The sequence below is a fragment of the Fusobacterium necrogenes genome (genome assembly GCF_900450765.1).
Taxonomy (GTDB): Bacteria; Fusobacteriota; Fusobacteriia; order Fusobacteriales; family Fusobacteriaceae; genus Fusobacterium_A; species Fusobacterium_A necrogenes.
The window spans coordinates 1,134,155-1,147,515 of the sequence record NZ_UGGU01000003.1 but is presented as its reverse complement, the minus strand read 5'-3'; the positions used below and the strand labels follow the sequence as shown (position 1 = coordinate 1,147,515).

General features: G+C 27.8%; 11 protein-coding genes and 3 tRNA genes. 5 read left to right on the top strand and 9 right to left on the bottom strand.

The annotated features are described in order from the left end of the window. Window position 1: 1 nt before the first annotated feature. The 7 genes from sepF to DYA59_RS05550 form a co-directional block, all read right to left on the bottom strand. The gene (gene sepF / locus DYA59_RS05580; RefSeq protein ID WP_115270188.1) at window positions 2-520 is read right to left on the bottom strand and encodes a cell division protein SepF; all 519 of its coding nucleotides are present in this window, start codon (window positions 518-520) and stop codon (window positions 2-4) included. A 15-nt stretch (window positions 521-535) separates the two neighbouring features. Next, window positions 536-1,213, bottom strand: coding sequence for a YggS family pyridoxal phosphate-dependent enzyme (locus DYA59_RS05575; RefSeq protein WP_115270186.1), 678 nt, complete (start codon window positions 1,211-1,213; stop codon window positions 536-538). Window positions 1,214-1,228: 15 nt separating this feature from the next. Then, a complete protein-coding gene (gene hemW, locus DYA59_RS05570) occupies window positions 1,229-2,305 on the bottom strand; it encodes a radical SAM family heme chaperone HemW (protein ID WP_115270183.1) in 1,077 nt (358 codons plus the stop codon). Between the two features lie 20 nt (window positions 2,306-2,325). After that, on the bottom strand, window positions 2,326-4,056 hold the full coding sequence (locus DYA59_RS05565; protein WP_115270181.1) for a phospho-sugar mutase: 1,731 nt from the start codon (window positions 4,054-4,056) through the stop codon (window positions 2,326-2,328). A gap of 177 nt (window positions 4,057-4,233) precedes the next feature. Further along, window positions 4,234-4,310: transfer RNA gene (locus tag DYA59_RS05560), tRNA-Met, on the bottom strand. A gap of 1 nt (window position 4,311) precedes the next feature. Continuing rightward, a tRNA-Ala gene (locus DYA59_RS05555) sits at window positions 4,312-4,388 on the bottom strand. A gap of 7 nt (window positions 4,389-4,395) precedes the next feature. Continuing rightward, window positions 4,396-4,471: transfer RNA gene (locus DYA59_RS05550), tRNA-Gly, on the bottom strand. A gap of 162 nt (window positions 4,472-4,633) precedes the next feature. On the opposite strand from DYA59_RS05550, the gene mltG reads away from it, so the two are divergent. From mltG to rpsO, 5 genes are all read left to right on the top strand, one after another. Continuing rightward, window positions 4,634-5,596 (top strand): endolytic transglycosylase MltG, encoded by a 963-nt coding sequence (gene mltG / locus DYA59_RS05545; RefSeq protein ID WP_115270179.1) that lies wholly within the window; start codon window positions 4,634-4,636, stop codon window positions 5,594-5,596. Window positions 5,597-5,599: 3 nt separating this feature from the next. Then, window positions 5,600-7,258, top strand: a complete 1,659-nt coding sequence (locus DYA59_RS05540) for a B12-binding domain-containing radical SAM protein (RefSeq protein WP_115270177.1) — start codon at window positions 5,600-5,602, stop codon at window positions 7,256-7,258. A gap of 128 nt (window positions 7,259-7,386) precedes the next feature. Then, window positions 7,387-8,712 (top strand): tRNA lysidine(34) synthetase TilS, encoded by a 1,326-nt coding sequence (gene tilS / locus DYA59_RS05535; RefSeq protein WP_115270175.1) that lies wholly within the window; start codon window positions 7,387-7,389, stop codon window positions 8,710-8,712. A gap of 1 nt (window position 8,713) precedes the next feature. Next, the gene (gene ftsH / locus DYA59_RS05530) at window positions 8,714-10,831 is read left to right on the top strand and encodes an ATP-dependent zinc metalloprotease FtsH (RefSeq protein WP_115270173.1); all 2,118 of its coding nucleotides are present in this window, start codon (window positions 8,714-8,716) and stop codon (window positions 10,829-10,831) included. Between the two features lie 117 nt (window positions 10,832-10,948). Beyond that, window positions 10,949-11,206: a 30S ribosomal protein S15 gene (rpsO, locus tag DYA59_RS05525; protein ID WP_115271500.1), complete on the top strand. Its 258-nt coding sequence runs from the start codon at window positions 10,949-10,951 to the stop codon at window positions 11,204-11,206. 45 nt (window positions 11,207-11,251) lie between these two features. Here the strand turns inward: rpsO and DYA59_RS05520 are convergent, their stop codons facing one another. Both DYA59_RS05520 and DYA59_RS05515 read right to left on the bottom strand, forming a co-directional pair. After that, window positions 11,252-12,688, bottom strand: a complete 1,437-nt coding sequence (locus DYA59_RS05520) for a helix-turn-helix domain-containing protein (RefSeq protein ID WP_115270171.1) — start codon at window positions 12,686-12,688, stop codon at window positions 11,252-11,254. 208 nt (window positions 12,689-12,896) lie between these two features. Next, window positions 12,897-13,310 (bottom strand): single-stranded DNA-binding protein, encoded by a 414-nt coding sequence (locus tag DYA59_RS05515; RefSeq protein ID WP_115270169.1) that lies wholly within the window; start codon window positions 13,308-13,310, stop codon window positions 12,897-12,899. Window positions 13,311-13,361: the final 51 nt, after the last annotated feature.

Below are 13,361 nucleotides of genomic sequence, written 5' to 3'. Positions count from 1 at the left end.
ATTACCTCTCTTCTCCAAATCCTTTAAAGATTTTAGGAATTATTATTTTTTTGTCTTCATAGTATACTTTCATACTTTTTGGAACAACTGTATAAACTTTTTTGCTTATCATAAGATAAGTTGCTTCCTTTACAGTCATAGCTCCAGATATAAAGTTCATAAGTCTTACTGCTGTTAATTCATCTAAATATTCCAAATTAAGAGTAACCATTTTATCGGCTCTTATATAATCTACTATTTTTTTGCAGTCAGAGTAAGTTTTGGGATCTAAGAATATAGTTTGATAGTTACTTCCACCCAATTCAGCTTCTAATGACGAAATTTGTTTTTTAGAATTTTGTTTATTTGAATTTTGTATCTGTGAATTAGCTGGAATAGAATCTTGTTCTTTTCTTTCTTCCATTATTTCGATATCAGTGATTCCAGTATCTTCAAAATCTATATCGGTATCTGTCCCAGCTCCATCTGGATTATCTAATCCAAATAATACTTTTATCTTATCTATTGGGTTTTTATTCATTTTTATTCCTCCTAATTATTTATATATTTTTCTTCCTACTCTTATAATAGTAGCTCCCTCTTCTAATGCTATCTTATAATCATTTGTCATTCCCATTGAAAGCTCTGTAAGTTTCCCATTGAAAGTCTTTTCATTTAACTCATCTTTAATCTCTCTAAGCCTTCTAAATACACCTCTAACAAGAGCCTCATCATCTACAAAAGGAGCCATAGTCATAAGGCCTATTATATTTATATTTTTTAATTCTAAAAGTTGAGGTAATTCTTTGTATAACTCTTCTAATTCATACCCCTCTTTACTCTCTTCTCCAGCAATATTTATTTCTAAAAGTACATCTATCACTCTATTATTTTGTAGTGCTTTCTTATCTATTTCTTGAGCAAGAGATAGTTTATTTACAGAGTGTATAAGCTTTACAAAAGGAGCTATATATTTTACCTTATTTTTTTGAAGATTACCTATAAAATGCCACTCTATATCTTTTCTTCCCTCAGAAAAATATTTTTCATACTTCTCTTTGATAACTTGGGCTTTGTTCTCTCCAAAAACTTTTACTCCACAATCTAATATACTATTCATAACTTCAGCATCTACATATTTTGTTACAGCTGTAAACTTTACTTTTTCAGGATAAATAGAGTAATCTTTTATATCTTTTTGAATCTCTTCAATATTATTTTTTATGTTACTCATTCTTCTCAACTCCATTTAAATAAACTTATCTAAAACATCATTAGCAAGCATTATTCCTTTTCTAGTTAAAATATAAGCTTCTCCACTCCTTTTTAGAAAACCTTGCTCTTCTAATGAGATACATTTTTCTAAATATTTTCCACTAGGAATCACACCTTTATTGAGCAATCTAAAACCTAACATATACTTATATTCCTCTTTAGTTTCAGCAGTTACTATCTCCTCTTCTAATATAGGTAATATTCCTCTTTCTATATTATCATAATATTTAGAAAATTGCACCTGATTTTTATATCTTTTTACTCCAATATAACCAGAAGCCCCCAATCCAATACCTAAATACTCTCTATTTTCCCAATATTTTGAATTATGTCTTGCCTCTTTGCTAGGTAAACAAAAGTTAGATATCTCATAGTGAATATATCCAGCTTCAGTAGCTCTATCTATTATATATTCAAACATCTGAGCTTCTAAATCATTATCAGTTTCTCTATATACTCCCTCTTCTAATTTTTTAAAAAAAGCTGTCCCCTCTTCCCAAATAAGTGAGTATATAGAAAAATGTTCAGGTCTTAACTCTAACAATCTTTCTAAATCCTGTTTTACTTTTTCTATGCTTTGATTAGGGAGTGAAAACATTAAATCTAAGCTAATATTATCAAAACCAGCCTCTCTAGCTTGATAATAAGTTTCAATACCTTCATTGGAGTTATGCATTCTTCCCAAAACTTGTAACATTTTTTCATCAAATGTCTGCATTCCTATGCTCACTCTATTTATTCCAGCTTTTTTAAAGCCTTTTAACTTTTCTAAATTTACAGTTTTAGGATTTACTTCTAAAGTAATCTCTGCCCCAGCTTTTATATTTAATTTTTTTATTATCCTCTCTACATCTTTACAATTTAAAAGGGAGGGAGTTCCCCCTCCAAAATAAACTGTATCATACTCATATTTAGGATATAAGTCTATCTCTTTTAAAATGTAATCTACATATTTTTTTCTCTCTTCTTCATTAGACTTAAAAGATAAAAAATCACAGTAGTTACACTTATTCATGCAGAAAGGAATATGTATATATATTCCATCTACCATTTTTCCTCCTGTATTACCTCTTATAGAGCATCTACATATTTTAAAAACTCAGCTTTTACATATGCTAGCTTTTCATCTGCTTCCTTATCTCCAGAAGCTACTACACATAGATAGTATTTGATTTTTGGTTCTGTTCCTGATGGTCTAACAGTAATATAAGTTTTATCTTCTAATACAAATTGGATAACATCAGATTTTGGTAAATCTATTTTTCTAGTTTCCCCTGTTACACAATCTTTTTCTACTTGTAATTTATAATCTCTACACACTACTACTTTTTCACCACAGATTACTGTATGCTCTTTCTCTCTCATATTTTTCATTATTTTTCCAATCTCTTCCAATCCAGATTTTCCTGTCTTAGTTATAGAAACTGTCTCTTCCTTATACCAACCATATTTTTCATATAGTTTATTTAACTCTTTATAAAGAGTAGAACCTATACTGTCATAGTAACATGCCATCTCTGTAATTAACAGTGAAGATACTACAGCATCCTTATCTCTTACATGTGTTCCTACTAGGTATCCAATAGACTCTTCAAATCCAAATAGATATGTACCATCTAACTCTTTATTTTCAAACTGTCTAATCTTTTCTCCTATATATTTAAATCCTGTTAAAGTTCTATATAATTTTACATTCTTATCTTTAGCTATTACATCTAGCATAGGAGTAGAAACTATTGTAGATATTACTGCTCCATTAGCTGGAAGATTTTTATTCATCTCTAATAGATAGTTCATCAATAAGATTCCCAATTGGTTTCCATTAGGATAGTACCAATTTTCATTGTCATCTTTTATAGCTATACCTGTTCTATCAGCATCTGGGTCATTAGCTAAACAGATATTTGCTCCTATTTTATCAGCTAACTCTGTACTTAATTTAAATACTGATTTATCTTCAGGGTTAGCATATGAACAAGTTGGGAACATTCCATCTGGCATCTCTTGCTCAGGCACTGTGTATACAGACTCATATCCCATCTCTTTTAAAACTCTTTGAACAGCTACTCTTCCTGTTCCATGTAGTGGAGAATAAACTATTTTAAAATCTTTTTTATTTGGTAAATCTGTATTTATAGCTTGTTTTTCTACCTCTTCTATAAATCTATCATCTACTGCTTTTCCTATATATTCTAATAGTCCTTTAGCTTTTGCTTCCTCTTCACTTATCATTTTTATATCATTGAAAATATCTACTGAGTTTACAGCATTTACTACTCCACTAGCTTGTGGTTCAACTATTTGAGCCCCATCTTCCCAATATACTTTATATCCATTGTACTCTTGGGGATTGTGAGAAGCTGTTACCATTACCCCTGCTTGAGCTTTTAACTCTCTAGTTGCAAATGATAACTCTGGTGTTGATCTTAGAGATTCAAATAGATATGCCTTTATTCCATTTCCTGCAAGTACAAGAGCTGTATTTAAAGCGTATTCAGTAGAACCTATTCTACAATCATAAGCTATTGCTACTCCTCTTTTTGCTCCCTCTTCTCCAGTTGTTGCTAGAATATAGTTAGCTAGTCCTTGAGTAGCTTTTCTGATATTGTAGTTATTGATTCTATTTCTTCCTACTCCTCTTACCCCTCTCATTCCAGCAGTTCCAAAACTTAAATCTGTATAAAATCTATTTTCAATCTCTTTATCATCATCTCTTATTTCTAAAAGTTCTTTTCTATCTTTTTCAGTTATATTTTTTGATTCTAACCACATTTTGTAATAATCTAAATAATTTTTTCCCATAATTTTTCCTCCGTTCTCTATTATAAGCTAATTATATTATACTCTATTTTTTTTAATATTTTAACTAAAAATTATTTTTCTATTTTTTATAAGTATGTTAGAAAGATAAAGTAATGAAAAATTAAAGGGATAAAAAAAAACACTCCTTCATCCGAAAAAGTGTTATTGATAAAGTTATGGTGCCTAGAAATGGATTCGAACCATCGACCGTACGGGTATGAACCGTATGCTCTAGCCAACTGAGCTATCTAGGCATGGTGGAGATAAGCGGGATCGAACCGCTGACCTACGCAGTGCAAGTGCGTCGCTCTCCCAAACTGAGCTATATCCCCAAAAAAATGGAGCGGGAAACGAGGGTCGAACTCGCGACATTCAGCTTGGAAGGCTGACGCTCTACCAACTGAGCTATTCCCGCATTGCTCATTACAAAAATTATGTTATCATAATAATAAAAATATGTCAAGAAAAAATTAAAAAAATTATTGTATAAAAGAATAGTTTTAAATTTCCTATTTTAACAGTATAGAAACTATGATATAATAGTAAAGGAACAAAATAATTCAAAGTAGGAGAAAAAATGAAAAAAAATTATTATATCATACTATGCATATTAGTTTTACTGATATTAGCAGTTAGTGGACACGTTTTTTATCAAATAAATGGAAAAAAGGAGTATAATGTATCACTTACAATAGAAAAAGATCAAGCTCTTAGGAAATCATTGATATCACTTCCAAATTCAAAAAATTTTATTTTTAAGCTATATTTGAAGTTTAGAGATGGAGGAAAAGGGATAAAAGCAGGACAATATCACATTGAAGGAAAATATTCTTTAAAAGAGATAATAGACATACTAGAATCAGGAAAAGGAAGGATAGTAAAAGTTACAATTCCAGAAGGTTTTAGTATAAAGCAGATAGTTGAACATTTAGAAAAAATGGGCCATATAAATAATTATGAATTTTATGAAGAGTTGAATAAAGCAGCACAGAGTTTTCCTTATCCAACACCAAATGGAAATTTTGAAGGATATCTTTATCCAGAAACATATTTTTTACCAGAAAAATACAATGAAAAAATGTTGGTAGAAACCATGTTAAAAGAGTTTTTAAAAAAATTTCCAAGTGAAAAATATCCCAATAAAGATGAATTTTATCAAAAGTTAATAATGGCTTCAATATTAGAAAGAGAAGCTATGTTAAAGAGTGAAAAACCAATAATGGCTTCTGTTTTTTATAATAGAATGAAAAAGGGAATGACATTATCATCTGATGCTACAGTAAATTTTGTATTTGATTATAAAAAAAGAAGAATATATTATAAAGATTTAGATGTAGAATCGCCATATAATACATATAAGTATAAAGGATTACCACCTGCACCTATATGTAATCCAGCTATAGATTCAATCTTAGCAGCTTATAATCCAGCTGAAACCGATTACCTTTTTTTTGTTGCTAGAGGTGATGGAGGACATTTTTTTAGTAAAACATATAAAGAACATTTGAATTTTCAAAAAAATAATAAAATTAGGGAGTAAATAATGGGAAAAATCGTTTTAACTGCTATAAATAGTCAATATGTACATTTAAATGTAGCAGTTAGATATTTAAAGAAATTTGTTGAAAAAAATAGCGATGTGAGATTAGATATTTATGAAACAAATATAAATAATCAATTAATAAATATAATTAAAGATTTGTTTGAATTACAACCAAGTGTGATAATATTTTCGACCTATATATGGAATAAGGAATATGTTTTTAGTTTAACCAAAGAGTTGAAAAAGATACTTCCAAATTTGAAAATAGCTTTGGGCGGACCAGAGGTATCTTATGAATGGGAAAAAATTATGAAAGAAAATGAAGAGATAGACTATATTTTTATTGGAGAAGGAGAGAAAGTTTTACTTAATTTTTTGACTCAAGAAATTTCACAAGTAAAAGGTGTAGTATATAGAGAAAATTTAGAAATAAAATATAATGGAGCAGAACCACTTATAGAAAATTTAGATATAATTCCATTTCCATATGATGATGAAGAATTACAAGATAAGACTAAGATATTTTACTATGAATCTTCAAGAGGATGTCCATTTAATTGTTCATATTGTATGTCTTCAATAGATAAAAGTGTAAGATACTATTCTATTGATAGGATAAAGAAAGATTTAAAAAAATTTATCGACTCACCTATAAGACTTTTAAAGTTTGTAGATCGAACTTTTAATTTAAGTAGAGAAAAATATATGGCTATTTGGAAATTTTTATTAGAAAATTATAGAGAGGGAATTACCTTTCATTTTGAGATAAATGCTAATATATTCAATAATGAAACATTAATTTTTTTAGAAACTGTGCCAAAAGGATATTTTCAATTTGAAATAGGAGTTCAGACAATAGATGTTCAAGCTATGAAAAGTATAAGAAGAGTAAATGATTTAAAAAAATTAGAGTACAATGTTAGAAAAATAACTAAAAATATTCATTTACATTTAGATTTAATTGTAGGACTTCCATATGAAACCTATGAAAAATTTAAATACTCTTTTGATTATGTATATAATATGAAACCTGAAATGATACAGCTTGGATTTTTAAAGCTTTTAAAAGGAACAAAGATGTATGAAGAGAGAGAAAAATATAATTATAAATATTTTTCTAAGCCGCCATATGAAGTTTTTTCAAATGAATTTATAAGTTTTGCTGAGATAGTGAAATTAAAAAATTTAGAAAAAGTTTTAGATTTTTATTACAATTCTGAAAAATTTTCAGAAAGTGTACAATGGATAATTGAAAGTCATTATAAAAGTGCTTTTTCTTTTTATGAAGAAATTGCTGACTACTTTGACAAAAGGGGGTATTTAAAGGTAAGTCATAAAGAAAGTACACTTTTTACTTTTTTATATGAATTTTATATAGAGAAGAACTTTAAAGATAGAGATATATTTATAGAATATTTAAAATATGATTATTTGATGTTAGGGAAAACAGGATTTTATCCAGAGTGGTTTAAAAGTGAAAAAGATGGAAAGTTATATGATGAAATTATTAGAAAAGGAAATTATAAAAGTATTAGAGATGGACATAAGAATAGTGAATTAGAAAAATTTAATTATAATATTTTTACAAAAAAATTTGAAAACATTTATATATTTTTTGATTATAGAACTAAACTTACAAAAATAGTAGAAAAGCACTGAGAATAAAGAGGAAATAAACTAAAATAATTTTTAGTTTTCTTTTTAAATTAAAATTCTTTATTAAATATATAAAATTCTTTGGAAAAATAATTTGATATATGTTATAATTCTATGAAAAGAGTGATTTTATGAGAGTGTTTGAGAGAATAGTAATTAAGAATGAGAAGGAAGCTTTAATAGAGAGTAGAGATAGGGTTGTTGTAGGGTTTTCAGGTGGACCAGATTCTGTTTTCTTAGTAGAGATGCTTCTTAAGTTGAAAGAGAAAATTAATTTTAATATTGTATTGGTGCATATTAATCATCTTTTAAGAGGAGAAGAGGCCCAAAGAGATGAAGATTTTTCAATAAACTATGGGAAATCAAAAAAGTTGGAAGTTTTTACTAAAAAAATAGATGTGATTAGTTTAGCAAAAAAAAGTGGTATATCTTTAGAGGAAGCTGGTCGTGAAGCAAGATATAGCTTCTATGCTAAAATTATGCAAAAAACTAAAAGTAATAAAATTGTTTTAGCTCATAATAAAGATGATCAAATAGAGACATTTATATTCAGACTTTCAAGAGGAACAGGACTTTGTGGATTAGAGGGAATTTTATCTAAAAGAGATGTGTATATTCGTCCTATTTCTGAAATATATAAGAGTGAAATTATAGAATATTTAAATAAAAATAAAATAGCTTATTGCATAGATAGTACAAATTTAAAAAATGATTTTACAAGAAATAGTATAAGGCTTGATTTAATACCATTTATAGAACAAAGATATAACCCTAAATTCAAGGATAAAATTTTTTCATTAATAGAGGAGATTAGGGAGATAAATTTTTTTATAGAAGAAGAAATAAAAAGATTTCAACAAAGTGATATTCTGAAAGTTTCTGAAATTTTAAGATTTCCAAAAAATATTAGAGGAAGAATTCTTAGTAAGTTTCTTTATAAGCATGGACTAGATGTAAATAGGAAAAAAATATCTTTGATAGAGAATATTTTAGAAAAAGGTGGAAGTCAAGAGGTTACCCTTAGTAGTGAATATATTTTAAAAAAGGAGTATGATATACTAAAAGTAGAAAAGAAATATCTCATAAAAGAAAGTATTAGAGAAATTTGTATGGTAATTCCAAATAGAGTGGAGTATGGAAACTATATCATAGAAGCTGAGTATACAGATAGAATTGAGCAAAATAGAGATTGCTTTTATACAAATCTTAAAGTAGGAGATACTCTCATAATAAGAGGAAGAAAAGAGGGAGATAAGATCAATCCAATAGGTATGAAGGGGGAAAAAAAATTAAAAGATATATTTATAAATGAAAAAATAGCTAAAAGAGACAGAAATTTTATCCCACTTGTAGTCCATAAAGGAAATATTGTATGGATAGCTGGGATTAGAGGAAATGAAAAGTATAGTAGTACAGCTAAAATTTGCGTTAAACTGAGTGTAAGGAGGATAAAGTAAATTGAACGATAAAAATTTATTTGAAGAAAATGAAAATCAAAAAATAGAAGAGAAAGAAAAAGAACTTCAGCAAGAAAGTAAAGAACCACTTGATCAAAAGAAAGAAGAATTAAAAGTTGAGGATGAAAGAAAAAAAGAGTTTGAAGATGAAGTAAAAGAAAGAAAAGAAGAGCTAAGAAATAAATTAAAAGAGGGAATGGCTCAAAATAGTGATAAGAATAGTAAGAATAAAGATGAAGAGAATAAATTAAAGCAATTAGGAGGAAAGTTTAATTTTAAAGGTTTTATAATGCTACTATTTATAGTAACATTAGTAATGTCTCTTCCAGCTATGTTATCTGATACTAGAAAGACTCCTAATAATGAAATTTCATATTCAGAATTTCTACAATCTGTAAAAGATGGAAAAATAAAAAAAGTAGATGAAAAAGAGGGGTATGTTTATGGATATACTTCTAATGAAAAAGAAGTATACAGTGCTAGGATGATAACTGATAGATTGGGTGGAGATGAGAAACTAATTGGAGTTATAGAGGCTAATGGAGCAACTATAAAATCTGTTCCACCTCAACAGATGCCGTTACTTCTAAATATTTTAATATCATGGTTCCCAATGTTATTATTAATTGGTGTATGGATATTCATGATGAATAAGATGGGAAAAGGTAATGGTGGTGGCCCACAAATATTCAACGTAGGAAAATCTAAAGCCAAGGAAAATGGAGAAGATGTTTCAAAAGTCACCTTTGCAGATGTAGCTGGAATTACAGAGGCAAAGGTAGAATTAGAAGAGGTTGTAAAATTCTTGAGAGAACCAGAGAAATTTAAGAATATAGGAGCGAGAATTCCTAAAGGTGTATTATTATTAGGAGCACCAGGAACTGGTAAAACTTTACTTGCAAAAGCAGTGGCTGGAGAAGCAAAAGTTCCTTTCTTTAGTATGTCTGGTTCTGAATTTGTAGAGATGTTTGTAGGGGTAGGAGCCTCAAGAGTTAGAGACTTATTTAATAAAGCTAGAAAAAATGCTCCTTGTATAATATTTATAGACGAAATAGATGCTGTTGGTAGAAAAAGAGGATCTGGACAAGGTGGAGGAAATGATGAAAGAGAGCAAACTCTTAATCAACTTCTTGTTGAGATGGATGGATTTGGAACTGATGAAACTATTATAGTTTTAGCAGCTACGAACAGGCCTGAAATTTTAGATAGAGCTCTTATGAGACCTGGAAGATTTGATAGACAAGTATTTGTAGATAGCCCAGATATTGACGGAAGAGAAGCTATCTTAAAAGTACATGTAAGAGGTAAAAAACTTTCTAAAGATGTTGATCTCAGAACAATAGCAAAGAAAACTCCAGGATTTGTAGGGGCAGATTTAGCTAATTTATTAAATGAGGCAGCTATACTAGCGGCAAGAGATAATAGAGAAGAGATTACTATGGAAGATTTAGAAGAAGCTTCTGAAAAAGTAAGTATAGGGCCAGAAAGAAAATCTAAAAAAGTTATTGAAAAAGAAAGAAAAATAACAGCTTATCATGAAGCTGGACATGCCGTGATGCATTATGCACTCCCTAATACAGATCCAGTTCATAAAATTTCTATTGTTCCTAGAGGAATGGCTGGTGGTTATACTATGGCATTACCTGAAGAAGATAGAAGTTATAAATCTAAGAGTGAATTTTTAGATGAAATGAGAATACTTTATGGAGGGAGAGCAGCAGAGCAAATAGTTTTTGGAGATATTACAACTGGAGCAAGTAATGATATTGAAAGAGCTACAGCAATTGCACATGCTATTGTAACTAGGTTTGGTATGAATGAAAAATTTGGACCGATATTATTGGATAATACTAAAGAAGGAGATTATTTTCAACAGAAGTATTACAGTGATGTAACTGGTAAAGAAGTAGATGAAGAGATATTAAAAATTGTTCAAACAATGTATAAAGAAACAATAGATACTTTAACAAAATATTATGATAGATTAGATGCGGTAGCAAAAGCTTTGTTAGAAAGAGAGCATTTAAATAGAGAAGAATTTGAGGCTATAATGAAGGGGGAGACTATTCCAACTAAAAAAGATCTAATAGAGCCTAATACAGAAAAAATTTCTGAATAAACTTTACAAAATTTATAATTTATGTTATAATAACGAAGAAATTTAGGCTCAGTTTTACGGTTAGCCTCGTATTACTTAGCTTAGATAATATATAATTAGGAGGAAATTAAAATGGCTATGAGAAGTAAAGCAGAAATAATTAAAGAATTTGGAAAGTTTGAAGGAGATACTGGTTCTACAGAAGTTCAAATCGCTTTGTTAACTGAAAAAATTAATCATCTAACTGAGCACTTAAGAACTCATAAGAAAGATTTCCATTCAAGATTAGGATTATTAAAAATGGTAGGACAAAGAAAAAGATTATTAGCTTACCTAACTAAGAAAGATCTAGAAGGATATAGAAGTTTAATTGCTAAATTAGGAATTAGAAAATAATTTTAATAATATAAAAGGAACCTTTTTAAGGTTCCTTTTATATTATTAAAATAGTTTAGAGACATTAATTGAATTTTTTAAAATTTCAAATCCATTAATAAAATAAACTTTTTTTCTATATATTGTATTTTTTTCTTCTGGAAGATCAATGAATACAAAAATATCATATTTACTATAAGTTTCAATAGGGAAAGCTTTAAAATTAAAATAAGAAAGAATCTGAATTTTTTTTACTTGTTCAAGGTGACATAGTTTCTCTTTTAACTTATTTCCTTTCCACATTGTGATACTCTGGTCTATAATTAAAATATTTTTTTTCTTAGCTTCCATAATAAGATTATTTAAGTAGTAATACAGAAAGATAATATTTTTTCTGCTAAAAGTTATTTTATATTTATTAAAAATAGAAATTAATCTTTGAGAAATTTTTTCATTTAATAGATTCTCTTCCTTTTTATCAAATTTTGTATAATTAGGGATAAAAAGAGTATTTTCATAGTATATATCACTTATAAAGAAACCAAGAAGTTCTGTTGCTAAAGAAGTTTTTTCCAAGGCAAAACTTGAGTAAATTTCAGCAATAATATCATTTGTCTTTATAGGAAGAGGAATAGAATATACATTATTTATACAATGAGATAAATATATAGCAATCGAATCAAAATTATTGTTGAGTAATACTTTTTCATCTGTTTCTAGAATATCACTTAATGTATTTTTTAATCCAATTGAAAATGAGTCTATATTTTTGTAGATTTTAATTTCTTCATTGTAATTTAAATGGATATATATCAATAAACTAATAAGAATAAAATAATGATAGTTACCGAGTTTTATATCAAAGTGTTGATGAATTTTATCTGTTATTCTAAAAATATTAGTTTCTATGTTTACATCTATATATTTTCTATAATAGCTATAAATAACTGGATTAATAATTTTTTTTAAAGGAGAGGAAAAGTAATTTTCTATATATAATTTTGAAAAGAAAAGAATAGAAAATTTTTGTAAATTTTGTAGATCTCCTTTAAGAAATACTCCCTTCCATTGTATACTAACAAGGGTGAGTCCAAATTTTTCAACTAGCTCTTTAATACTTTCTATATCAGAGTTGAGGGTTATTCTTGAAACATTTAATTCTTTTGAAATAGATGTAAGATTGATAGATTTTTCTAATATAAGCTTTAAAATTAAGTATACAATTCTTTCTTTTTTTTCTAAAAGTTCTATTGAAATATTATTTGAATTTAAGTTCAAATTAAAGTTTACACTATTATTTTCAAAATAATAGTAACCAGATTTTTTTAGAAGATTACCCATTTTTTGTTCAAAAACAAACTCTTCAATTTTTGCTAAAACTGTACGAATATTCACTTGAGAAACTTCAAAACAATTACATATTTCATCAATATTAGCTTTATTGTTATGAAGTATAAAATTAATTACATCAACATCAAGTGATTTTAATGTAGTTTTTTTCAAGATGATACCCCCAAAACTAAATATGTAACGATATATGCTAAAATATAGGTATATTGTATAACAAAAATAAGAAAAAGTAAATACTAAAATAAAATAATCTTATATAAAGTTTTTTGAAATAAAAAAATAAAAAAATAAAAAATAAAGAAGAAAAAATTTACTATATTATATAGTAAAAATTTCTTCTTTAATTTACTTTATTATATATTTAGAATGGAAATTCATCGTCATCTTCATAAGGTATTTCTTCTATCTCTTTAGGGGTAGCTTTTGAAAGTGGTGGAGTGTATTCTGGTTCATAACTAGAAGAATCAGAAGTTCCTTTAGACTCTAAAAACTCAATAGCTTCTACAAGCACATCATAAGATGTTCTTTTTTCTCCATTCATTTCAAATTTGTTCATTTGAAGTCTTCCATTTACTCCAACTTTTCTTCCTTTTCTAAGATATTCTCCAATAAGTTCAGCAGTTTTTCCAAAAGCTACACAATTGATAAAATCTGTCTCCCCCTTAGAAAATGGTCTATCTACAGCTAAAGAAAATCTTGAATACGCTTTTCCACTTTGTCCAAATTTTAATTCTGGGTCTCTTGTTAGTCTACCAACTAAAACAACAACATTCATATTTTTCCCTCCCATTAAATTCTAGCTCTGACTAATTATAGCATATTTTTT

Bases quoted from the DNA above. Each gene is read 5' to 3' on its own strand.
- sepF (WP_115270188.1), bottom strand. From the start codon at position 520: ATGAATAAAAACCCAATAGATAAGATAAAAGTATTATTTGGATTAGAT.
- DYA59_RS05575 (WP_115270186.1), bottom strand. From the start codon at position 1,213: ATGAGTAACATAAAAAATAATATTGAAGAGATTCAAAAAGATATAAAA.
- hemW (WP_115270183.1), bottom strand. From the start codon at position 2,305: ATGGTAGATGGAATATATATACATATTCCTTTCTGCATGAATAAGTGT.
- DYA59_RS05565 (WP_115270181.1), bottom strand. From the start codon at position 4,056: ATGGGAAAAAATTATTTAGATTATTACAAAATGTGGTTAGAATCAAAA.
- mltG (WP_115270179.1), top strand. From the start codon at position 4,634: ATGAAAAAAAATTATTATATCATACTATGCATATTAGTTTTACTGATA.
- DYA59_RS05540 (WP_115270177.1), top strand. From the start codon at position 5,600: ATGGGAAAAATCGTTTTAACTGCTATAAATAGTCAATATGTACATTTA.
- tilS (WP_115270175.1), top strand. From the start codon at position 7,387: ATGAGAGTGTTTGAGAGAATAGTAATTAAGAATGAGAAGGAAGCTTTA.
- rpsO (WP_115271500.1), top strand. From the start codon at position 10,949: ATGAGAAGTAAAGCAGAAATAATTAAAGAATTTGGAAAGTTTGAAGGA.
- DYA59_RS05515 (WP_115270169.1), bottom strand. From the start codon at position 13,310: ATGAATGTTGTTGTTTTAGTTGGTAGACTAACAAGAGACCCAGAATTA.